Source organism: Gorillibacterium terrae (assembly GCF_051594785.1).
In the GTDB taxonomy this organism is placed as follows: domain Bacteria; phylum Bacillota; class Bacilli; order Paenibacillales; family NBRC-103111; genus Gorillibacterium.
Window position 1 is genome coordinate 157919 of the sequence record NZ_JBPPGI010000005.1, and the last position, 22990, is coordinate 180908.

Genomic DNA, 22990 nt, shown 5'->3' on the forward strand with positions numbered 1-22990 from the left:
CGCCGCTTGCGCGGCCGGTACCGAGGGTTCTACAAGTCCCGTCTATCATCATATCATGTTAGCGGTCCGGGAACAAAAGAAGAATTTCGCCCGGGGAGGAGCTCCGGCGGGAACAGAAACCCCCGATCAGTGAAAACCCGAAGGTTCCATGTATATAACTCTTTTTTATTCGTCTTTTGCGGATTATAAATTGTAATCTGACATAGCCGATGGTAATATGAAATAAATATTTTGCTCGCTTCTGGTTTTGGTCCTAATTTCCTACTATCTAACGAAAGGTTGCGCGGGAATGAAACTGAATGGATTGCTCCCTCAGCAGGGACTGTACGACCCTCGGTTTGAACACGACGCTTGCGGGATCGGCTTCGTGGCAAGCATTGAGGGAAAACCGTCCCATACCATCGTCCGACAGGCCCTTCAGGTGCTCTGCAATCTAGACCACCGCGGCGGCCAAGGCAGTGAAACGAACACCGGAGACGGTGCCGGCATTCTGATGCAAATCCCGCACACCTACCTGGCGAAGGCCATGGCCGACCAGGGAGTCGCTCTTCCCGAACCGGGCCGGTACGGAGTCGGCATGATCTTCATGCCGCAGGAAGACGGAGCACGCGGGACGTGCCGCGAGCTGGTCGAGCGCGTCGTGTCCGAGGAAGGCCAGACGCTTCTGGGCTGGAGAGAAGTGCCGACCGACAACTCGACCCTCGGCGATTCGGCCAAGGAACGGGAACCCCATGTGATGCAGGTGTTTATCGGCGCAAGCGAAGAAGCTTGCGGCGATGAGCTGGCTTTTGAACGCAAGCTGTATGTCATCCGCAAGCGGTCCGAGCACGCGGCGAACAAACTGGAGGGGTTGGAGAACTTCTACTACGCCAGTCTGTCCAGCCGCACCATTGTCTATAAGGGAATGCTCACTCCGGAACAAGTCTACCTATATTATACCGAACTCGGCGACCCCGCGCTTGCCTCGGCCCTGGCGCTCGTTCACTCGCGTTTCAGCACCAACACCTTCCCCAGCTGGGAACGCGCTCATCCTTATCGCTATATGATCCACAACGGAGAAATCAACACCCTGCGCGGAAACGTCAACTGGATGCGGACCCGGCAGGCGCTGATCGAAACCGACCTGTTCGGCGACGATTTCAAAAAGCTGCTTCCGATCATGGAGGAGGAAGGCAGCGATTCGCAGATTTTCGATAACGTGCTGGAATTCCTCTCCCTCACCGGACGAAGCTTGCCGCATGCAGCTATGATGATGATCCCGGAGCCTTGGTCGAAGCACGAGACGATGACGCCGGCCAAACGCGCTTTCTATCAGTACCACAGCTGCCTGATGGAGCCGTGGGACGGCCCGGCGGCGATCTCCTTCACCGACGGGCGGGTGATCGGAGCGGTGCTCGACCGCAACGGGCTGCGCCCGGCCCGCTACTATGTGACGACGGATGGCATGATCGTCCTCGCGTCGGAGGTCGGCGTCGTCGATCTGCCGCCCGACCGGATTCTGTTCAAGGACCGGCTGCAGCCCGGCCGCATGCTGCTCGTCGATACCCGGGAAGGCCGGATCGTGGCCGACGAGGAGATCAAGGAGCGGATCGTGGCGGAGAAGCCTTACCAGGAATGGCTGGATCGCCACCTGATCGCGCTCGACGATCTGCCCGAGGCCGCCGAAGCACCGGCGGAGGCGGAGCCGCTGCGCAAGCGCCAGCTGGCCTTCGGCTACACCTTCGAGTCGCTGCGCAAATTCCTCGAGCCGATGGCAAAGAACGGCGTGGACCCGATCGGCTCGATGGGCAACGACGCCCCCCTCGCCGTGCTGTCCGATAAGCCGCAGCTGCTGTATCACTACTTCAAGCAGCTGTTCGCTCAGGTGACGAACCCGCCGATCGATGCGAACTTCGAGGAAATCGTCACCGCCCAGGAGACGACGCTCGGAGCGGAAGGCAACCTGATCGATCCGACCGCCGAGAGCTGTCGGCAGATCCGGATCAAATCGCCGATCCTGACCGGCAAGGACATGGCCCGACTGCGTTCCGCCGGCTCCCGGGGCTTTAAGACGGTAACGCTTCACACAATTTACGATCCCCGCGAGGGCGAGACCGGGCTGGAAGCCAGGCTGGAGACGCTGTTTGCGGAGGCCGATCGGGCGATTGCCGACGGTGCGAGCCTGCTCGTGCTGTCCGACCGGGGCGTCGACGCGGAGCACGCCCCGATCCCGGCGCTGCTGGCCACTTCGGGCCTGCATCACCACCTGATTCGCCAAGGCACCCGCACCAAGGTGGGGCTGGTCATCGAATCCGGCGAACCGCGCGAAGTGCACCATTTCGCCCTGCTGATCGGGTACGGCGCAGGCGCCATCTATCCGTACCTCGTCTACGAGACGCTCGACGACATGATCGCGGACGGCTTCCTGACCGGGGTGGACCGGGCCAAAGCCTACTACAACTACAGCAAGGCTGTGACGAAGGGCGTCGTCAAGGTGCTGGCCCGCATGGGCATCTCGACAATCCAGAGCTACCGCGGCGCGCAGATTTTCGAAGCCGTCGGCTTGAAGAAGGCCTTCATCGATAAGTATTTCACCTGGACCCCGTCGCGCGTCGAGGGCATCGGCCTCGACGTGGTGGCCCGCGAAGTGGAAATGCGCCACACCCGCGCTTACTCCGAGCTGGAAGGCAAGGACCCGGCGCTGGATGCCGGAGGCGATCTGCAATACCGGGCGAACGGTGAAGAGCACCTGTATTCCCCGGAAGCGATCCATGCTCTGCAGACGGCGGTGCGCAGCAACAATTACGGCATGTATAAGACCTATGTAAAGCACATCAACCGGGATTCGGAGAAGCAGTTCCACTTGCGCGGCTTGCTGGCGTTCAAGGAAGGGCGCCGTCCGGTTCCGCTCGACGAGGTCGAGTCGATCGAATCGATCTTCAAGCGCTTCAAGACGGGCGCCATGTCGTTCGGCTCGATCAGCCAGGAAGCGCATGAATCCCTGGCCATCGCGATGAACCGCATCGGCGGCCGCAGCAATACGGGCGAGGGCGGTGAGCATCCCGAGCGGTTTACGCCGGACGCGAACGGGGACCTGCGCCGCAGCGCGATCAAGCAGGTGGCGAGCGGACGCTTCGGCGTCACGAGCCATTACCTGGTGAACGCCGACGAGATCCAGATCAAGATGGCGCAGGGCGCGAAGCCGGGCGAAGGCGGACAGCTGCCGGGCCGCAAGGTGTACCCGTGGGTCGCCGAGGTCCGCGGCGTCACGCCGGGCGTAGGCCTCATTTCCCCGCCTCCGCATCACGATATCTATTCGATCGAGGATTTGGCGGAGCTGATCCACGATCTCAAGAATGCCAACCCGAACGCCCGCATCAGCGTCAAGCTGGTGTCCGAGGTCGGCGTCGGCACCATCGCCGCCGGCGTCGCCAAGGGCAAGGCCGACGTCGTGCTCATCAGCGGCTACGAGGGCGGCACCGGCGCTTCGCCGCAGACGAGTATCCGCCACGCGGGTCTGCCGTGGGAGCTCGGTCTCGCCGAGACGCATCAGACGCTGATCCTCAACAACCTGCGCAGCCGCATCACCGTCGAGACCGACGGCAAGCTGCTGACCGGCCGCGACGTCGTCGTGGCGGCGCTGCTCGGCGCCGAGGAATTCGGCTTCGCGACCACGCCGCTCATCAGCCTCGGCTGCGTGATGATGCGCGTCTGCCACCTGGACACCTGTCCGGTCGGCGTCGCCACCCAGAACCCCGAGCTGCGCAAGCGGTTCGCGGGCGATCCGCAGCACGTGGTCAACCTGATGACCTTCATCGCCCAGGAAGTGCGCGAGATCATGGCCGAGCTCGGCTTCCGCACCATCGCCGAGATGGTCGGCCGTACCGAGGTGCTGGAGCCGAAGAAGGCGATCACCCACTGGAAGGCCAAGGGCATCGACTTGACGCCGCTCTTGTATCAGCCGGACGTCCCCGCCGAGGTTGGCCGTTCCTGCACCGAGGTGCAGGACCATGGACTCGATCGGTCGCTGGACGTAACGAAGCTGCTCTCCGTGTGCAAGCCGGCTCTGGAGAACGCCGAGCACGTTCATGCGATCATGCCGATCAAGAACGTCAACCGCGTCGTTGGCACCGTATTGGGCAGCGAGGTTACGCGCCGGTACGGAGCGGAGGGATTGCCGCACGATACGATCCGCCTGCACTTCAACGGCTCGGCCGGCCAGAGCTTCGGCGCCTTCGTTCCGAAGGGGATCACCCTTTCCCTGGAGGGCGACGCCAACGATTACGTCGGCAAGGGCCTCTCCGGCGGCAAGATCATCCTCTTCCCGTCGAAGCTGTCGGCCTTCGTGCCCGAGGAGAACATCATCCTCGGCAACGTCGCCCTCTACGGGGCTACCGACGGGGAAGCCTACTTCCGCGGCCGCGCCGGCGAGCGCTTCTGCGTCCGCAACAGCGGCGTGCGCGCCGTCGTCGAAGGCGTGGGCGACCACGGCTGCGAGTATATGACCGGCGGACGGGTAGCCGTCCTTGGCAAGACCGGCCGCAACTTCGCCGCCGGCATGTCCGGCGGGGTCGCGTACGTCTACAACAAGGCGGGCGACTTCGAGTCCAAGGTCAACAAGGAAATGATCCTGCTGGAGCAGGTCACCGAGCATTACGAGGTCAACGAACTGAGAACAATGATCCGCAATCATTATAAATTTACCGGCAGCACGGTCGCCCAGCGCATCCTGGAGAATTGGGAGGAAGAGGTCTTCCATTTCGTCAAGGTCATTCCCAAGGATTACAAGCGGATGTTCGAAGCCATCGAGAAGGGCAAGAACTCCGGGTTATCCAACGAGCAGGCGATCATGGTCGCCTTCGAGGAAAACATGCGCGACGCGAGCCGTGTGAGCGGAAACTGACGGAGGAGGGGAACACGATGGGAAAGCCAACCGGATTTCTGGAATACAAACGCGAAGTCCCGAAAGACGCCGATCCTCTGTCACGGATCCACCATTATAACGAGTTTCACGAAGAGCTTCCCGAGGAACGCCTGCAGGTGCAGGGTTCCCGCTGCATGGACTGCGGCATCCCCTTCTGCCATTCCGGCAAGCTGATCAGCGGCATGGCCTCCGGCTGTCCGGTCAACAACCTCATTCCCGAATGGAACGATCTCGTCTATCGGAACCGTTGGGAGGAGGCGCTGGAGCGCCTGCACAAGACCAACAATTTCCCCGAATTCACGGGCCGGGTCTGCCCGGCCCCCTGCGAGGGGTCCTGCACGGTCGGCCTGAACGGCGACCCGGTGACGATCAAGACGATCGAGCGGGCAATTGTCGACCGCGGCTTCGAAGAAGGGTGGATCCGCCCCGAGCCGCCGAAGAGCCGCACCGGCAAGAAGGTGGCCGTCGTCGGTTCCGGTCCATCCGGTCTCGCGGCCGCGGCCCAGCTCAACAAGGCCGGTCACAGCGTGACCGTCTACGAACGGGCGGACCGCGCCGGCGGACTGCTCATGTACGGCATTCCGAACATGAAGCTGGAGAAGACCGTCGTTCAGCGGCGCGTCGACCTGCTCGCCGCCGAAGGCGTGCAGTTCATTACCGGCACCGAGATCGGCAAAGACATCCCGGCCTCGCAGCTGCGCGAGGAGTATGACGCTGTTGTGTTGTGCGGCGGAGCCACCCAAGGCCGGGAGCTGAAGATCGAAGGCCGGGAGCTCGGCGGCATTCACCTGGCAATGGAGTTCCTGAAGAGCAACACCAAGAGCCTGCTCGATTCCGCCCATGCGGACGGCGAGTATATCTCCGCCAAGGACAAAGACGTCGTCGTCATCGGCGGCGGCGATACCGGCACCGACTGCGTCGGCACCTCGCTCCGTCACGGCTGCCGCAGCGTGACCCAGCTCGAGATCATGCCGAAGCCTCCGGTTGAACGGGCTGGTAACAACCCCTGGCCGGAATGGCCGAAGGTGTACAAGATGGATTACGGCCAGGAGGAAGCGGCCGCCAAATACGGCAGCGATCCCCGGCAGTATCTCGTATCCTCCACCAAATTCGCCGGCGATGCCGACGGCCGGGTGGCCGAGGTGCATACCGTGCAAATTGAGTGGAAGAAGGATGCGAACGGCCGCCTGATCCCGGTGGAGGTTCCCGGCAGCGAGCGCGTGCTCCCGGCCCAGCTGGTGCTGCTCGCGATGGGCTTTACCGGCCCGGAGAATCCGGTGCTGGAGCAGCTCGGCGTCGAGCGGGACGATCGGACCAACGCCAAGGCCGACTATGGCAAGTTCGCGACGAACGTGCCGGGCGTATTCGCCGCCGGCGACATGCGCCGCGGCCAGAGCCTGGTCGTGTGGGCGATCAACGAAGGCCGCGCCGCCGCGCGGGAGGTCGACCGCTTCCTGATGGGCGCCTCGAACCTGCCTTAAGCGCTTAGCCATGCACGGGCGATAAGGAGCAGCCGGCGAGAGGGCCAACTCTATTCGAACAGGCACTAGCAACCGGACATCAAGCAACCGGACGCCTAGCGGCCGGACAAATGAATGAACCCAACAAACCCGAGCGTCTCTTCCCGGTGTATCCGCCGGAGGGAGGCGCTTTTGGTTATGGCCTCCGATCAGCCGGGCTTCCGATTGCCCGGACACCGGAGTACAAGGTACCCAGCACGGGGGCCCGGACACCTACTGCTTTACAGAGGACGGTCTTTTCTCCTCCTGAACTCCGGGTTTCGTCAAAAATTGCGAAATCTTTCTTTTTTATGTGAAGGAAATCACCTTTCGCAAGGGAAGTAGGAGAGCAGGGGGATTTTCCATTATCGTCGCTTGAACGGAGAATGCCCCCGATCCTGCCGTGGTTTTCTTGGCCGGACATCGCTGCTTGCCGGAAAGAACAGCGCTTTTGCCATGGGCCTTACAAAAGGTGGAAGGCCTCATTGTGATCGAGCGTACTGTTCTTTTTTCCGGATCGTATATATTTAGATTGAAGGTGATGCCCCATGATTATGCATATCGGACTTGACGTGGGTTCCACAACCGCCAAGATGGTCGCGGTCGACCAATTGGGCACGATTGTGTACCATTCCTATCGCCGTCATTTGTCGGATGTGAAGAACACCGTTGCAGCCCTGCTCTCCGAGCTGCGCGAGGAGTACCCGGAAGCGCGGGCGACTCTCAATATCAGCGGTTCCTCCGGACTTTCGCTGTCGAAGCATATGGAGGTTCCGTTCATTCAGGAGGTCATTGCCTGCACCCAGGCGGTCGAACGCTTCATTCCCGAGACGGATGTCGTGATCGAGCTGGGCGGCGAGGACGCCAAAATCATCTACTTCCGCGGCGGCATCGAGCAGCGGATGAATTCGGCATGCGCCGGCGGCACGGGTGCGTTCATCGACCAGATCGCCACGCTCCTGCAGACCGATGCCGAGGGCCTCAATACGCTGGCCCGCCGTCACGAGACGCTCTACCCGATTGCCTCCCGCTGCGGCGTATTCGCCAAGACGGACGTGCAGCCGCTGCTCAACGAAGGCGCGCGCCGCGAGGATATCGCCGCTTCGATCTTCCAGAGCGTCGTCAACCAGACGATCGGCGGGCTCGCCTGCGGGCGGCCGATCCGGGGTAAAGTGGCATTCCTCGGCGGACCGCTGACGTTCCTGTCCGAGCTTAGGGCGCGGTTTGTCGAGACGCTCGGCCTGCCGGCGGAAGACGTGATCTTCCCCGACAATTCGCAATATTTCGTCGCGCTCGGCGCGGCCTTTAACAGCGGCGCCGCGTTCTTCAGCGAACGCGAGCAAGCCTTGACCCTGGAGGAGTGGGCGCGACGCGTCGCCCGCTTGGCCTGGCTTCCCGCAGAACGGGAATCCGAGCCGCTGCCGCCTCTGTTCGCCGACGAAGCCGAACTCGCCGCCTTCCGCGCCCGCCATGCCCAGGCGACCGCGCCGCGCGGGGAGCTGGCCGGTTACAGCGGTCCTTGCTTCCTCGGCATCGACGCCGGTTCCACGACGACCAAGGTCGTGCTGATCGGCGCGGCCGACGAGATCCTCTTCACCTCGTACGGCAGCAATCAAGGCAATCCGCTGCATTCCGTGACGGAGGCGCTGAAGGAGCTGTACGATGCGCTGCCCCCGGGGGCCGTGATCGCCCAATCCGCCGTTACCGGCTACGGCGAGGGACTCGTCAAGGCGGCGCTTAGGATTGACATCGGCGAGATTGAAACCGTCGCGCATTACAAGGCGGCCGTGAAGTTCCGGCCGGAAGCCGACTTCATTCTGGATATCGGCGGCCAGGACATGAAATGCATGCGCATCAAGAACGGAGCCATCGACAGCCTGCTCCTGAACGAAGCCTGCTCGGCCGGATGCGGCTCCTTCCTGGAGAGTTTTGCCGGAGCGCTCGGCCTGCCGATCCAGGACTTCGCCGCGCAGGCGCTGGGCGCCGTCCATCCCGTGGATCTCGGCTCGCGCTGCACGGTCTTTATGAACTCGAAGGTCAAGCAGGTGCAGAAGGAGGGCGCCACGGTCGCCGACCTGTCCGCCGGCTTGTCCTATTCGGTGGTGAAGAACGCGCTGCAAAAGGTCATCAAGCTGCGCAACCCGCAGGACCTGGGCCAGCAGGTCGTCGTTCAGGGCGGAACCTTCCTGAACGAGGCCGTGCTGCGGGCCTTCGAGCTCCTGACCGGCCGGGAAGCCGTCCGGCCGGATACGGCGGGCATCATGGGCGCGTACGGTGCCGCCCTGATCGCCAAGGAGCGCTGGCAGGACGCGGCGCCTGCGCAGCAGCGGAGCGCCGCAGCCGCTGTGTCTACGGCGACCGGCGGCTCCGCTCCGGTGGCGGCCGATCATCCGGCCGCGGCTTGCACCGCGCAAGTGGCGGGTGCCGTCGCTGCCGCCGCCAGCGCCGTACTGCCCCGTGAAGCCCTGGACGGCTTCACGTATGAAGTCAGCCGCAGACGCTGCAACCTCTGCGGCAATCACTGCCTGCTGACGGTCAACCGGTTCCCGGACCGCAGCTTCCACATCACCGGCAACCGCTGCGAGCGCGGCGCCGGCATCAAGCGCACGTCGCAGGCGCTGCCGAACCTGTACGACTACAAATACAAGCGGCTCTTCGACTACGAGCCGCTGCCCGAGAAGCAGGCCGACCGGGGAACGATCGGCATTCCCCGGGTACTGAATCTGTATGAGAACTATCCGTTCTGGCACACGTTCTTCTCCAAGCTGCGCTTCCGGGTGCAGCTCTCCGGGCGCTCCTCCAAGGAGCTCTTTGAGAAAGGGATGGAGACCATTCCCTCGGAATCGGTCTGCTACCCGGCCAAGCTCGTCCACGGCCATATCGCCTCCCTCGCCGAGGAAGGCTGCCGGACGATCTTCTATCCGTCGGTCATGTATGAGGAGAAGGAAGCGCCGGAAGCAACCAACCATTTCAACTGCCCGGTGGTCGCCTCTTACCCGGAGGTCATCCGCACCAACATGGATTTGTTCCGCGAAGACGGGATGACGCTCATCAGTCCTTTTTTGACGCTGGATGACCGGAATGCCCTGACGCGGGAGCTGGCCAAGGCCTTCCCCGCCGTTCCGTTCAAGGAAATCCGCGAAGCGGTGGCGGCGGCATGGGAAGAGAACGCCCGGGTTCGGGCGGATATCCGGAAGAAAGGCGAGGAGACGCTGGAATTCCTCCGCGAAACCGGCAAGAAGGGCATCGTCCTCAGCGGACGGCCGTACCATGTCGACCCGGAAATTCACCACGGCATTCCCGACCTGATCGCAAGCCTCGATATGGCGGTGCTGACCGAGGATTCCATCGCCCACCTGGCCGACATGACCGAGCCGCTGCGCGTCGTCAACCAATGGAAATACCATTCCCGGCTTTACCGGGCGGCGAGCTTCGTCAGCACCCGGGATAACCTGGAGCTGGTGCAGCTGACGTCGTTCGGCTGCGGTCTGGATGCGGTAACGGCGGATATGGTGCAGGAGATTCTCGAGAACCGCAACAAGATGTACACCCTGCTCAAGATCGACGAGATCAACAACCTCGGCGCGGCCCGCATTCGCCTCCGCTCGCTCAAGGCGGCCATGGAAGAACGGGAGCGCAAGGGCGTCGTTGCCCGCAAGCTGCGCGAGCCTGAGGCGCCGATTCTGTTCACCAAAGAGATGCGCGAGGCCTATACGATCATCGGTCCGCAGATGTCGCCGACGCACTTTGAGCTGATCGGCGCGGCCGCCGCCAGCGAAGGATACCGGCTGAAGGTGCTGGAAAATGCCGGCCGGCAGGACATCGACGAAGGCTTGACGTACGTCAACAACGACGCCTGCTATCCCGCGATCGTCACCATCGGCCAGATCATGGCGGCACTGAAGAGCGGCGAGTACGACCTGAACCGGGTCGCCGTCATGATGACCCAGACGGGCGGCGGCTGCCGAGCCACCAACTACATCGCCCTCCTGCGCAAAGCCCTAAGCGATGCGGGAATGAGCCACATTCCCGTCGTGGCCGTCAGCGCCTCGGGCATCGAGAAGCACCCCGGCTTCAAGCCGACCCCCTCGTTCATCCGCAAGCTCGTGGCGGCTGCCTGCTACGGCGACCTGCTGAACCGGGTGCTGTACCGGGTCCGGCCGTATGAGTCGGTACCCGGGAGCGCCAACGGGCTTTACCGCCGGTGGATGGAGGTCTGCAAGGCTTCGCTGCCCCGCTTCAAGATGAGCGAATACGGCTGGATTCTGAAGCAGATTACGGCCGAATTCGACCGCCTGCCGGTAACGGGCTTGCGCAAGCCGAGGATCGGCATCGTCGGCGAGATTCTCGTCAAGTTCCATCCGGACGCGAACAACAAGCTGGTGGAGCAGATCGAAGCGGAAGGCGGCGAGGCCGTCGTTCCCGATCTGATGGATTTCTTCCTGTACTGCTCCTACAACCCGACCTACAAGAGCAAGCACATGGGCAAAAGTAAGCTGGCCGGGCTTGCCGGACACACGGCGATCTCCTACCTGGAGCATTTCCGCAAGCCGATGAAGGCAGCGCTCAAGGCGAGCGGCCGCTTCGGAATGCCGCACGGCATCTACGAGCTGGCGGAAAAGGCCGGCCGGCTGCTGTCCGTCGGTCACCAGATGGGAGAAGGCTGGTTCCTCACGGCGGAGATGATGGAGCTGCTGGATGAAGGAGTGCCGAACATCGTCTGCGCCCAGCCCTTCGCCTGCCTGCCGAATCACGTGGTCGGCCGGGGGATGATCAAGGGGCTGAAAGAGCTTTATCCGGAAGCGAACATCGCCGCGATGGACTATGACGCCGGCTCGAGCTCGGTCAATCAGGTGAACCGGCTCAAGCTGATGATGTCTGTGGCGACCAAGCGGCTGGAGGAAGGCTGCGGCGAGGCGGAGGTTACGGCCAAAGCCGGGTTCCCGCTGCCCGCCGTGCTCGCCGAGCTTACCGAGCGCAAGGACGCCCCGAGCCTGCTCGGATAAAGCGCGGAGATGGCCGGCTTTTGGCCGGAGCAGATCGGCGACTGAACAATAATCCGATACAGCACGAGTTGCTGTTGATTTCAAAGCGGGGGTTCGGCCAAGAGGCCGGACCTCTTTTGACGAATCGGCTTCTCCGACCCCGACCAAAGTCGGTGACGAAGTCTGGACCCTGTTCCGTGTTGCGGCCTTGCGGGGTTTGGTAGGATAAGTTTAGGAAATAGCGCGAGAGAATCTCGCCGGCGGAATCGACAAGGGGCCGGTACACAAGGGGTGCGTCATGAAGAGAAGGTTTTGGATCACGTTGCTGCTGCTCATTTGTCTTGGCTTGGTCGTGGTGGGTACGCAGGCTTATCGGGCATTCTTCGGCAAGGAAGACAATTCGGCGCCAATCGACGAGCAGAAGACCTTCGCCATTGCCGAGGTGAGCAAGCTCCGGTTGAAGACGGTGAGCGCCGATGTTCGCTTGAGCCCCAGCGATGGGGACCGGATCGAGGTCGAACTGCGGGGAACCGCGGGCAAGCAGGGGGCGGTCACCCTGAAGACACAGCAGCAAGGCGGCCAATTGACCGTAGAGGTTCAGCAGAAGCAGCGGATGTTTTCCTGGTTTTCCTTCGGCTCCTCGCTGACCCTGGATGTGAAGGTGCCGAAGGAGCAGTTGAAGGAAATCGCCGTTTCGACCGTCTCCGGCGACCAGGAGTGGTCGGGAATGCAGGCGTCCTCGCTCGAGAGCTCGTCGACCTCCGGAGAGGTGTCTATTCAGGATAGCTTAGGCAAGCTCAAGGTGACGACCGTTTCCGGCGATCAACAGCTGGAGGGAATCCAGGGAGAAGGCTTAACCGCCTCTTCTGTATCAGGAGAGATCGGGGTGAGCGGGTCGGAGCTGGCGGACTGGTCGGTGCATTCCGTCTCCGGCGATGTGACGCTGGATCAAGTGACCGGCCCGGTTAAGGTAAAGACCACCTCCGGCGAGATCAGCCTCGATCTGGCAAAGATGGCCGCCGTCAGCGCCGAGAGCGTTTCCGGCGATGTCCAGGTACAGGTACCGCGGGATGCGGAGTTTCAGCTTGCGGGCAAATCGGTCTCCGGCTCCATCCGCGTGAACGCGGACGGCTTCGAGACGACGGATACCTCGAAGAGCCATTACCGGGGAGGAGTCGGCAACGGCGGTCCGGCGATGGAGTTCAAAACCGTCTCGGGCGAGGTCAAGCTGAGCAACTGACGGAAGCAGGGCACGGAACACTCCCGTCCCCGGTATAAAACAGTCGGGCCTTCCGCGGCGGCAGAGCTGCGGAAGGCCCGACTGTTTGCTTTTGACAGTGGCGGGCGAATTCGGGGGTCAGACCAGATGGCAGGCAACCTGATGGCCGCCGCCCACATCGCGGAGCTGGGGGATCTCGTGGCGGCACCGCTCCATCGCCACCGGGCAGCGGGTGTGAAACTTGCAGCCGGCGGGCGGATTGGCCGGACTCGGAATGTCGCCGGTCAGCACGATACGCTCGCGGCGCACTGTCGGATCGGGCACCGGAATCGCCGACAGCAAGGCCTTGGTGTACGGGTGCAGCGGATTCTTGAACAGCTCATCCTTGTTCGCCAGCTCGGCCATGGAGCCGAGGTACATGACGCCGATCGAGGAACAGAGGTGCTCGACGACGCTGAGGTCATGGGAGATGAAAAGGTAGGTCAGGCCCTTCTCCTGCTGCAGGTCGCTGAACAGGTTGATGATCTGAGCCTGGATGGATACGTCAAGCGCCGAGATCGGCTCATCGGCGACCATGAAATCGGGATTCAGGATCAGCGCCCGGGCGATGCCGATGCGCTGGCGCTGGCCGCCGGAGAACTCATGCGGATAGCGGTCGATGTAATGCGGCGACAGGCCGCACAGCTGCATCGTCTCCTTGACGCGGTCGCGCAGCTCGCGGCGGGGAATCAGCCCGTGATCCAGCATCGCTTCGCCGATGGCGTCGCCGACCTTGATCCGGGGATTGAGCGAGCTGTAGGGGTCCTGGAAGACGAGCTGCAGCTTGGGGCGCAGCTTGCGCATGTCCTGCTTGTTCAAGGCATGCAGGTCCTGCCCCTTGTACAGCACCCGGCCGTCGGTCTTGGGAGCGAGCCGGAGGATGGCGCGGCCGGTCGTGCTTTTGCCGCAGCCGGATTCTCCGACGAGGCCGAAGGTCTCGCCCTGCTTGATGGCAAAGCTTACGCCGTCCACCGCCTTGACATGGCCGACCGTCGTGCGGAATACGCCGCCCTTGATCGGAAAGTGCGTTTTCAGGCCTTCTACGGCGAGCAAAGGTTCCGTCATGGCCGCATCCCTTCTTTCTCATAGAGCCAGCAGGCCGTTTTGTGTCCGTCTTCGTATTCCTTGAACGGGGGGTATTCCTTGCGGCAGATGTCCATGCAGGATTCGCAGCGGTCGGCGAAGTAGCAGTGGTTGCCGAGCTCCGCCGGGTTGGGCACTTGACCGGGAATGGTGTAGAGCCGCTCCACACGCTGGTTGATGATCGGCTTGGCTTTGAGCAGCCCTTTGGTGTACGGGTGCTTCGGGTTCTTGAACAACTCCAGCACGTTCGTCTCTTCGACGACCTTGCCGGCGTACATGACGACGACGTAATCGGCCATTTCGGCCACCACGCCAAGGTCATGGGTGATCAGCATGATCGACATGCTGAATTTCTCGATGAGCTCCTTCATGAGCTCCAGAATCTGGGCTTGTATGGTGACGTCGAGCGCCGTAGTCGGCTCGTCCGCAATAAGCAGCTTCGGTTCGCAACCGAGTGCGATGGCGATCATGATCCGCTGGCGCATTCCTCCGGAGAGTTCGTGCGGATACGATTCGAAGATGGCCTCCGGGCGGGGAATCCCCACCAGGCTGATCAGCTCAATGGCGCGTTTCTTAGCGTCCTTCTTGGAGATGGCTTGATGCTCCAGCAGGGGCTCCATGATCTGCTCGCCGATCCTCAGCACCGGATTCAGCGAGGACATCGGCTCCTGAAAGATCATGGACAGCTGGTTGCCGCGCAAGCGCCGCATCTCGCGGTCGCTGGCGGATAGAAGGTCCTTGCCCTCAAATAAAATCTCTCCGCCCTCGATTTTGCCCGGCAGGGAGACCAAACGCATGAGGGAGAGGGCCGTCACGCTCTTGCCGCAGCCGGACTCGCCGACCACGCAGACGATCTCCCCTTCCCTGATGGTGAAGCTGACGTCATTGACGGCTTTGACAGCGCCGCCTTCTGTATGAAAGGATGTCCGCAGGTGTCGGAACTCGACAAGATTTTTGGCCATGGGGTGCCACTCCTATTTCTTCATTTTCGGATCGAAGGCGTCGCGCAGGCCGTCGCCCAGCGTATTGATGGCGGTGACGGTCAGGAAGATGGCCACACCGGGAGGAATCCAGAGCCAAGGGCGCTTTTGCAGGACGATGATGTTGTTCGCTTCGCTGATCAGATTGCCCCAAGAAGGAGTCGGAGGAATGACGCCGAGGCCTAAGTAACTGAGTATCGTCTCGCTGAGCACCGAGATGGCCACGGTCAAGGTGGCCACGACGATGATCGTCGGCAGGGTATTCGGCAGCAGATGGCGCATAATCTTGCGGCGGTCGCGCAGGCCAAGGGCTTCCGCCGCCTGCATGTACTCCAGCTCGCGAAGCGACAGCACCTGCCCGCGGACGAGCCGGGCGAGCCCGGGCCAGCTGAGCAAGCCGATCAGCAGCATGACGTAGTAGATGCGCTGGCTCGGAGGAACCTTCAGATCTCCGAGGATGCTGGCCAGGATGATCAGGAGCGGCAGGGTCGGAATGCACATCAGAATATCGGTGAACCGCATCATCAGCGTATCCACCCACTTGCCGTAGTAGCCGGCGACCGCACCGAAAATCGCGCCGATGGTTACGGAGACGATCATCGCCACGATGCCGACGGAGAGAGAAATCCGGCCGGCGAGCATGACGCGGGTGAGAATATCGCGGCCCAGCTTGTCGGTGCCGAGCCAGTTGGCGGCGCTGGGCGGCTTGTTGCCGTTGCGAATGTTGCTCGCTTCATTCAGATGGGGCGATAAATAAGGGCCGATAAAGCAGAAAAGCAGCATGAAGATCAGGACGAACAGCCCGCCCATCGCCAGCTTGTTGCGGTAGAGGCGATGAAGCGAGAGTCTCCAGGGAGACATCGGTTTGGACGCTTTCTTGACGGCGATGGTTTCGGTGATTTGTACGGACATCTGGGATCCCCCTAATCCAAGCGGATTCTCGGGTCAGCCGCCGCATAGAACACGTCTGCGAGCAGGTTGCCGATAATCGTGAGTATGGCCAAGAACATGGTGAATCCCATGAGCAGCGGGTAGTCGCGGACGCCGATGGCCTCCAGGTTGATGCGGCCGATCCCTGGCCAGGCGAAGATTTTCTCCAGGATAATCGCGCCGGAGAACAAGCCGGGAAGCTCCAGGCCGAGCAGCGTGATGACCGGCAGCAGGGCGTTGCGCAGGGCATGCTTGAAGATGACGGTGCGCTCCCTGAGCCCCTTGGCGCGGGCGGTGCGGACGTAATCCTGGCGGACGACCTCGATCATGCTGGTGCGGAAGTAGCGGGTGAGCGATCCGACGCTGAGCATGGTGAGCACGAGGGCGGGCAGGATCATATGCTTGCCGACGTCAAACAGATGCTTGAGTCCGGTAAAAGCGGAGCCGGTGGTGGTCATGCCTCCGACGGGCAGCAGCTTGAGATCAATGGCGAACCATTTGATCATCAAGAGTCCTATGAAGAACGAAGGAAGCGACATGGCGGCCAGGACCAGGACCGTCACGATGCTGTCAAACCAGGAATATTGCTTGGTTGCAGATAGGACTCCGACAAACAGGGCGATCAGGTAGCTCAAAATGAGGGCGACCAACGCCAGGTAGAACGAATTCCACATGTAGGTCTTGATGACGGTGGTGACCGGAGCCTTGAACTTCATGGAATCTCCGAGATCGCCGTGGGCGATATTCTTCACCCAGTTCCAGTAGTATTCGGGAAGCGGCTTATTGAGTCCCCATTGCTCCCGCAGCTCGGCCTTGCGTTCTTCGGTAATCTTCATGTTCGAGTCGAGAAAATCACCCGGAGCCATACGGAACACAAGCGTGATGATGATGGACACGCCGATGATGGTGGGAATGGTCTGCAGGAGTCTACGCGCGATATACTGCCACATGCTGGGCCTCCTAAATCCAACAAGCCCAGCCCCGAGGGCTGGGCTTATCGGGTTATCCTTTGAATTAGGGTTTGATGGAGATATTGGTCAGGTCGAGATAGAAGTCCTTGTACGGCGAGAGATCGAAGCCCTCGATGCGGGAGTTGATCGCCCACATGTCTCTTCTCTGGTACATGAAGATATAGGGCAGGTCTTCATTAATGGCTTTGTACAGATCGGCGTAGAACGGTTTGCGCTTCTCCGGGTCAAGCTCGGTCAGGCCCTTGGCGAGCAGCTCGTCGACCTTCGGGTTGCTGTAGCCATCGTCGTTCTGAGAACCGTTGGTTCCGAAAATATCCGTCGAATCCGGATCGGCAACGAGGCCCCAAGCCATGAACAGCATATCGAAGTTGCCGGCTTTGCGATTTTCGCGCACTTTGTTGAATTCCATCTGGTCCGGAACGAATTCGATGCCGAGCGCCTTGTAGTTTTCCTTGGCAATCGGAATGATGGCATCGTTCACGGCGTTCGGGCTGGACGCGACGAAGTTGATCTTGAACTTCTTGCCGTCCTTCTCGCGGATGCCGTCGGCGCCGACCTTCCAGCCGGCTTCATCCAGCAGGGCTTTCGCCTTCTCGGGATCGTATTCGTAGGCATTGGGACCTTCCGCGTACGCCCAGGAGACCTTGGACTGCGGAACGTTGATGACGTCGGCGTAGCCTTGGTAGACGGCGTCGACGATGTCCTTGCGGTTCAGGCCGTAGGCGAGCGCCTGGCGAACCTTCTGGTCCTTGAACTGCTCTTTCTTGTGGTTGAAGGCGATGTAACCATAGCCGTTGGTCGGGAAAATGTCGATGTTCAGGAACCCGTAGCTCTTCAGCTCGTCGACATTGTCCTTGTTGACCGTGACCATATCCATGTCAACTTCGCCGGATTGCAGCATCTGCATTCTCGTTTCCTCGGACGTTACCTTATAGATGAGGTTCGGGATGGAGGGCTTCTTGGCGTAATAATTGTCGTTGACCTTCATGTCGACTTCCTGGCCGGCGGTGTACTTGGTCAGCACGTACGGACCGTTGCCGAGCGGCTTCTGGTTCAGGTCCTTCATGTATTCCAGGCTGCCCTGCTTGTAGCCTTTGCCGTAGTAAGCTTTGGAGAGAACCGACCCGCCAAGCAGCGGCAGAGCTCTCGGAGAAACCTTCGTCGTGGTAAACTTGATCGTGTGCGCGTCCACGACCTCGATCCCTTCGATGCTGGTCGCTTTGCCTTCGCGGTAAGCGTCGCCGCCCTTGAGGAAGGCCTGGCTCATGTCGATCGGGCCGTCGTAGGATTTGTCGTGCAGGACCAGCTCGGTGAAGGCCACATCATCGGCGGTCAGCGGCGAGCCGTCGCTGAACTTGGCGTTCGGGTCGAGGTGGAACGTATACGTCAGCTTGTCTTCGGAAATGTCCCACTTTGTCGCCAGCCAAGGCGCGTAGGTACCGTCCTTCGCGACCTGAACCAAATCGTTGAACATGGCGTAGGTAACGTATTGATCATAAGCGGATTCCATGTAGATCGGGTTGAAGACGCCGTCCGGAGCGTCTACGCCGACAATCAGCGTATCCTTGCGGTCGGTGGCGACGCTGGGGTTCTTGGAAGGGTCTTCGGCGGCGATAACGCCTTGATTGACAATGCCGTCGGGGGCCGTGCTGGCGCTGGGCGCGACGGATGCGCTCGGTGCGGTTGATTCGGACGGGGCGGACGAGGCCGATGGGGAGGCACTCGAGGCGTCATTGCTCTTGCCGCAGCCGCTGAGGAGCAGCGTGCTGACCATAACGACGCTTAACACGGATGAAAATACTTTCTTCATTGACAACCCTCCACTAATGATCTTTTTATTAATAAAAACTTCCAGGGTTATATGGAAGATTTCATTACATATGAAGAATTGTTTTCAGCCTGATTTCTTTGTTTTATAAGTTTTTTCCTATTGACTGCTAAATGTTAGTCAAAAATATAACCTATATGGCCCAGTTTGTAAACAACAATTTGAATAAAATTCAAGTACATGTAATGATAAATAACATGAATGGGACGAAAACGGTCGATTACTGTCGAATAAAATAGAATTATGGGCTTCTTCCCTTGCCAGTGGTTATCGGGTAAAAAACAATTTGGTATCTCCGCTTCATCCCAAGGGGTTCAGACGGTGACGCTGCCTCCCAAATGCGCGCTCCGTGCGGATCGGACTGGCGTCCCGTCCGGGAAACCTCTACAATAGAAGGAAGAAGCCAAACGATTCAGGAAAAGGCGGGCTTCCCGCCCAAGGAAGGTGGTCTTGCCTGTGGCTCAGGACGAGCCTTTGCTGTCCGAGGAGGAACTGAACGTGCTGCTGGGCGAAGCGGCGGCGGAACGGCAGCTCCGGCTGCCCGAGCGGGCCGGAAGCACGGCGGAGGATACGGAAGTCGAGGAGCTGAGGGACGCGATCCGTCAGTTGCACGTTCGCATAGAGTTTCTGGAAAATTTGTTCCGCGAGCATCTGCAGAGCTGCGGGACGCAGGAGAGGGAACGCCGCCGAGCGGCGCCGGCAACTCCGCAAAACGCGCCTCAGGAGATGTTGCCCGAGGTGTTTCCGCCGCGCAGCGAGCGGCGCAAACGGAGGAAGCCGGCCGGCGGGAAGCGTTAAATTCAAGAGGAAGCAAAGTGAGGAACCATGGACGAAACCAAACGCTTAATTGAACGGCTCATCGGCGAGAGCCTGCTGAATCAGGCGGTGCTCAGCCACCCCGTACGGAAGGCGGACGGCGCCGCGACGAAGGTCCGGGTTAAGCCGGTAACCCTGAAGGGGACGCTGCACTATCAATTTGCCTACACGGTCGGCCCGAAGGAGCTGCATGAGAACTTCGAACCGGAAGCGGCGGCGGATAAATTGGCCGGCAGCCTGTCCGGCGAGTTCCGCCAAGGGCTGCTGCAGACGGCGGAAGGCGATTACCAGGTGCTGGTAAGCAAGAAAGGCAAGGCCTCCATTCTGAAACATAAAGCGACCAAGCCGGCGCCTTCGCCTTCGCTGGCGCACGACCGGAAGAAGTCCTATCTGCTCCGGGAGGGCGAGCCGGCGGCTTTTCTCGTCGAGCTCGGCGTCATGAACGCCGAGGGCAAGGTGCTGGCCGCGAAGTACGATAAGTTTCGCCAGATCAACCGGTTTCTGGAGATGGTTGAGGATGTGTTTCCGCTCCTGCCGAGCGGAAGACCGCTTCGAATCATCGACTTCGGCTGCGGCAAGTCTTACCTGACCTTCGCGTTGTATCATTATCTGGTCTTTTGTCAAAATCGCGAGGTGGAAATAACGGGGCTCGATCTTAAGGAAGACGTGATCGCCGCCTGCCGCGGCTTGGCCGAACGGCTGGGTTACCGCGGCTTGGAGTTCCTGCGCGGAGACATTGCGGAGTATACCGGTGCGACGGAGGCGGATATGGTCGTGACGCTCCATGCCTGCGATACCGCCACCGATGCGGCGCTCGAGAAGGCCGTGCGCTGGAACGCCAAGGTGATCCTCTCCGTTCCCTGCTGCCAGCACGAGCTGTACGGTCAACTGAAGCAGCCCGCGCTCGACCCCATGCTTGACCACGGCATCATCCGCGAGCGGTTTGCCGCCCTCGCCACGGACTCGGTCCGGGCCCGGCTGTTGGAGCTCGTGGGGTACCGGACGCAGATTCTTGAATTTATCGATCTGGAGCATACGCCGAAGAACCTGCTGATTCGGGCGGTGCGTCAGGAAGAGCCTTCGTTGGAACGGCAGCGGGCCCAAGCCGAAGGGTACTTCGAGTTCAAGCGGCTGCTCGGCATCGACCCCTACCTGGAGCGGGCGCTATCCGATAAGCTTTCCCAATTTCGGCTGCCGGCTCAGCCGAGCTCCTGATGATTCGGTTCCGGCCCCTAGGCCGGAGCCTTTTTTATTCGTTCAGCCTTCGCTCCATCCGCTCCATGTTGTCGCTGATGCGGGCAAAGAACCCGGCGAGCTGCTCCAGCTCCTCCTCGCGGATGCCGCTCAGAACCTCGCGGAACAAGCTCTCCTTTTGCCGCTTCCAAAAAGCCTCCATCTCTTCTCCCTGCGGAGTGATCTCGATCGTCACGGTCCGGCGGTCGCCTTCGCTCCGGGTTCGTCGGATATACCCGGACTCCTCCAGCTTGGTGGTCAAGCCGGTGATGGCACCCGGCGTCAAATACAGCGCCTCCGCCAGATCGGTTACCTTTTGCGGGCCGTCCGTGCGAAGGATCGACAGGATTTTCAATTGGTGCCGGGAAACCCGGCCCTCCAGCTTTTTTCCCCAGAGGGTGCCGAATTGCTTGGCGGAGCGGACGAGGGTTTCCTCAAGGGCATGATAGCGCTCTTGGTTCATGGACGGGACCTTCCTTTTCAACTAGCGGATGCTCTAAGTTTATCAGGATTGGGCAGAAGACGCGATTTGTTTCTCCCGCAAGAAATGGTAATCTATAACAGACGAATTGAAAAAGAGAGAGGAAGGATACCTGTTGGACAAGCCAATCGTACAGATTCAGGGCTTAACCAAGCGAATCGGCTCCAAGCTGATTATCGACAACTTAAGCTTTGAAGTGCCGCGCGGAGAGGTGTTCGGTTTTCTCGGTCCCAACGGAGCGGGGAAAACGACAACCATTCGGATGATGGTCGGGCTGATGACGCCGACAGCAGGCGACGTACTCATTGAAGGGAAGAGCATCCGCCGCGAATTCGAGCAAGCGATTCGCCAGGTCGGCGCCATCGTGGAAAACCCGGAGATGTACAAGTACCTGAGCGGGTACAAAAACCTCGTGCATTACGCCCGGATGGTCCCCGGGGTAGGACCGGAACGGATCCGCGAGGTCGTCCGCCTGGTCGGGCTGGATAAGCGGATTCACGACAAGGTGAAATCCTATTCGCTCGGCATGCGCCAGCGGCTCGGAGTGGCCCAGGCGCTCTTGCATAAGCCGTCGCTGCTCATTCTCGATGAGCCGACCAACGGCCTCGATCCGGCCGGGATCCGCGAGCTGCGCGATTACCTGCGGGCCCTTGCACGCAACGAAGGCATCTCCATCGTCGTATCGAGCCATCTCCTGGCCGAGATGGAGCTGATGTGCGACCGGGTCGGAATCATTCAGAACGGCCGGCTCATCGATGTCCGGCAAATCGGCGAATTCGTTGCCGAAGGCGAAACGGAACGCTACCTGTTCCGGGTCGGCACGCCGGACCGCGCGGAAGAGCTGTTTCGCGGGCTGGGGGTCCCGGTCCATCGCACCGAGGAAGGCCTGGAGGCGGACGCCGGTGCCGAACGGGTCGCCGACCTGAATGAGGCGCTGGTCAAGGCGGGCATCCGCGTCTACGGAATCTGGCCGGTGAAGAAGAGTCTGGAAGACAAGTTCCTCGAGATGACGGGAGGCGAGTCGCTTGCTTAATCTAATCCGCAATGAAAATATGAAAATTTATAACCGCATTCGCACCTGGGTACTCGTCGGGCTGCTTGCGGCCGCGGCCGTGCTGATGGCGTTCCTCTCGCACAGCCTGGCGGATTTCAGCCAGAATTGGCGCAGCCAGCTGCAGCAGCAGGTGGAGCTGGCCCGTCCGGGGTTGACTTCGACGAACGAGCTGGAGAGAAAGACGAGCGAGCGCCTCGTCAAGGTCGGCGAATATCGGCTGGAGCACAACCTGCCCCCGCAGGAGCGGGAGCTGTGGGGAGCGGTGGAGGACAGCTCGGCCATGCTGGTGCTGGTGACGATCTTCACCGTCATCGTCGCTGCCGATATCGTGGCCGGCGAATTTTCGACGGGGACGATCAAGCTGCTGCTGATCCGCCCGGCGAACCGGGCCAAGGTGCTGCTCTCCAAATACATCGCGACGCTGCTGTTCAGCTTGCTGCTGATCCTGATCTTGTTTGCCGTATCTTATCTAACGAACGGCTTCCTGTTCGGCTTCGGCGGAACCGCGAACCCTTATCTGGTTCTGGGAGCGGACGGGCTGGTTCACGAACGCTCCATGCCGCTGCACATTCTGTCCGTCTACGGACTCGAATGCGTCAGCCTGCTGATGGTGGTGACTATGGCGTTCATGATCTCCACGGTGTTCCGCAGCGGGGCGCTCGCCATCGCGCTGTCGCTGATCGTTCTGCTGATGAGCAACGTCCTGGTGGCGGCGCTTCACCGGTACAGCTGGATGCGGTATTACTTATTCGCGAACACCAATCTAAGCCAATACCTGGAGGGAGGAGTCCCGCTGTTCAAGGGGATGACGCTCGGGTTCTCGATTGCCGTCCTGTGCGTATACTTCGTGATCTTCAACGCGCTTTCCTGGCTGCTCTTCACCCGCCGGGATGTGCGGTCCTGATGCCTGAAGCTCCGCCGATTCATGAAGCGGCCTCCCCCCGGCTAAACTAAGCCCATCTGCGGCTG

At 60.9% G+C, this 22990-nt stretch carries 14 protein-coding genes; 8 read left to right on the forward strand and 6 right to left on the reverse strand.

Translation table 11 applies throughout. The features are described 5' to 3' along the window. Window positions 1-289: 289 nt before the first annotated feature. The 4 genes from gltB (at window position 290) to ACSEXS_RS17700 (ending at window position 12627) form a co-directional block, all read left to right on the forward strand. The gene (gene gltB / locus ACSEXS_RS17685; RefSeq protein ID WP_438434569.1) at window positions 290-4882 is read left to right on the forward strand and encodes a glutamate synthase large subunit; all 4593 of its coding nucleotides are present in this window, start codon (window positions 290-292) and stop codon (window positions 4880-4882) included. A 17-nt stretch (window positions 4883-4899) separates the two neighbouring features. Continuing rightward, a complete protein-coding gene (locus ACSEXS_RS17690; RefSeq protein WP_438434570.1) occupies window positions 4900-6384 on the forward strand; it encodes a glutamate synthase subunit beta in 1485 nt (494 codons plus the stop codon). A 569-nt stretch (window positions 6385-6953) separates the two neighbouring features. Then, window positions 6954-11408 (forward strand): acyl-CoA dehydratase activase-related protein, encoded by a 4455-nt coding sequence (locus ACSEXS_RS17695; protein WP_438434749.1) that lies wholly within the window; start codon window positions 6954-6956, stop codon window positions 11406-11408. A 277-nt stretch (window positions 11409-11685) separates the two neighbouring features. Further along, on the forward strand, window positions 11686-12627 hold the full coding sequence (locus ACSEXS_RS17700) for a DUF4097 family beta strand repeat-containing protein (RefSeq protein ID WP_438434571.1): 942 nt from the start codon (window positions 11686-11688) through the stop codon (window positions 12625-12627). A gap of 117 nt (window positions 12628-12744) precedes the next feature. On the opposite strand, the gene ACSEXS_RS17705 is transcribed toward ACSEXS_RS17700, so the two are convergent. The 5 genes from ACSEXS_RS17705 to ACSEXS_RS17725 all read right to left on the reverse strand — a co-directional run bounded on the left by ACSEXS_RS17705 (window position 12745) and on the right by ACSEXS_RS17725 (window position 18419). Further along, window positions 12745-13710 carry an ABC transporter ATP-binding protein gene (locus ACSEXS_RS17705; RefSeq protein WP_438434572.1) on the reverse strand — a complete coding sequence of 322 codons (966 nt, stop codon included), beginning with the start codon at window positions 13708-13710 and terminating at the stop codon, window positions 12745-12747. Continuing rightward, window positions 13707-14690, reverse strand: coding sequence for an ABC transporter ATP-binding protein (locus ACSEXS_RS17710; protein ID WP_438434573.1), 984 nt, complete (start codon window positions 14688-14690; stop codon window positions 13707-13709). The genes ACSEXS_RS17705 and ACSEXS_RS17710 overlap by 4 nt, the downstream gene beginning before the upstream one ends. Before the next feature lie 12 nt (window positions 14691-14702). Beyond that, on the reverse strand, window positions 14703-15620 hold the full coding sequence (gene opp4C, locus ACSEXS_RS17715) for an oligopeptide ABC transporter permease (protein ID WP_438434574.1): 918 nt from the start codon (window positions 15618-15620) through the stop codon (window positions 14703-14705). A gap of 11 nt (window positions 15621-15631) precedes the next feature. Next, a complete protein-coding gene (locus tag ACSEXS_RS17720; RefSeq protein WP_438434575.1) occupies window positions 15632-16588 on the reverse strand; it encodes an ABC transporter permease in 957 nt (318 codons plus the stop codon). Window positions 16589-16652: 64 nt separating this feature from the next. Beyond that, the gene (locus ACSEXS_RS17725; protein ID WP_438434576.1) at window positions 16653-18419 is read right to left on the reverse strand and encodes an ABC transporter substrate-binding protein; all 1767 of its coding nucleotides are present in this window, start codon (window positions 18417-18419) and stop codon (window positions 16653-16655) included. 474 nt (window positions 18420-18893) lie between these two features. Between ACSEXS_RS17725 and ACSEXS_RS17730 the strand changes: the two genes are divergently transcribed. After that, window positions 18894-19235, forward strand: coding sequence for a hypothetical protein (locus ACSEXS_RS17730; RefSeq protein ID WP_438434577.1), 342 nt, complete (start codon window positions 18894-18896; stop codon window positions 19233-19235). A gap of 27 nt (window positions 19236-19262) precedes the next feature. Then, a complete protein-coding gene (locus ACSEXS_RS17735) occupies window positions 19263-20468 on the forward strand; it encodes a class I SAM-dependent methyltransferase (RefSeq protein ID WP_438434578.1) in 1206 nt (401 codons plus the stop codon). Between the two features lie 34 nt (window positions 20469-20502). On the opposite strand, the gene ACSEXS_RS17740 is transcribed toward ACSEXS_RS17735, so the two are convergent. Continuing rightward, window positions 20503-20949: a MarR family winged helix-turn-helix transcriptional regulator gene (locus ACSEXS_RS17740; RefSeq protein ID WP_438434579.1), complete on the reverse strand. Its 447-nt coding sequence runs from the start codon at window positions 20947-20949 to the stop codon at window positions 20503-20505. Window positions 20950-21079: 130 nt separating this feature from the next. Here ACSEXS_RS17740 and ACSEXS_RS17745 point away from each other — a divergent pair, with 130 nt between their 5' ends. Together ACSEXS_RS17745 and ACSEXS_RS17750 are read left to right on the forward strand one after the other, a co-directional pair. Then, a complete protein-coding gene (locus tag ACSEXS_RS17745) occupies window positions 21080-22000 on the forward strand; it encodes an ABC transporter ATP-binding protein (protein WP_438434750.1) in 921 nt (306 codons plus the stop codon). Further along, window positions 21993-22925, forward strand: a complete 933-nt coding sequence (locus ACSEXS_RS17750; RefSeq protein WP_438434580.1) for an ABC transporter permease — start codon at window positions 21993-21995, stop codon at window positions 22923-22925. Before ACSEXS_RS17745 ends, ACSEXS_RS17750 begins: the two co-directional genes overlap by 8 nt. Window positions 22926-22990 lie beyond the last annotated feature (65 nt).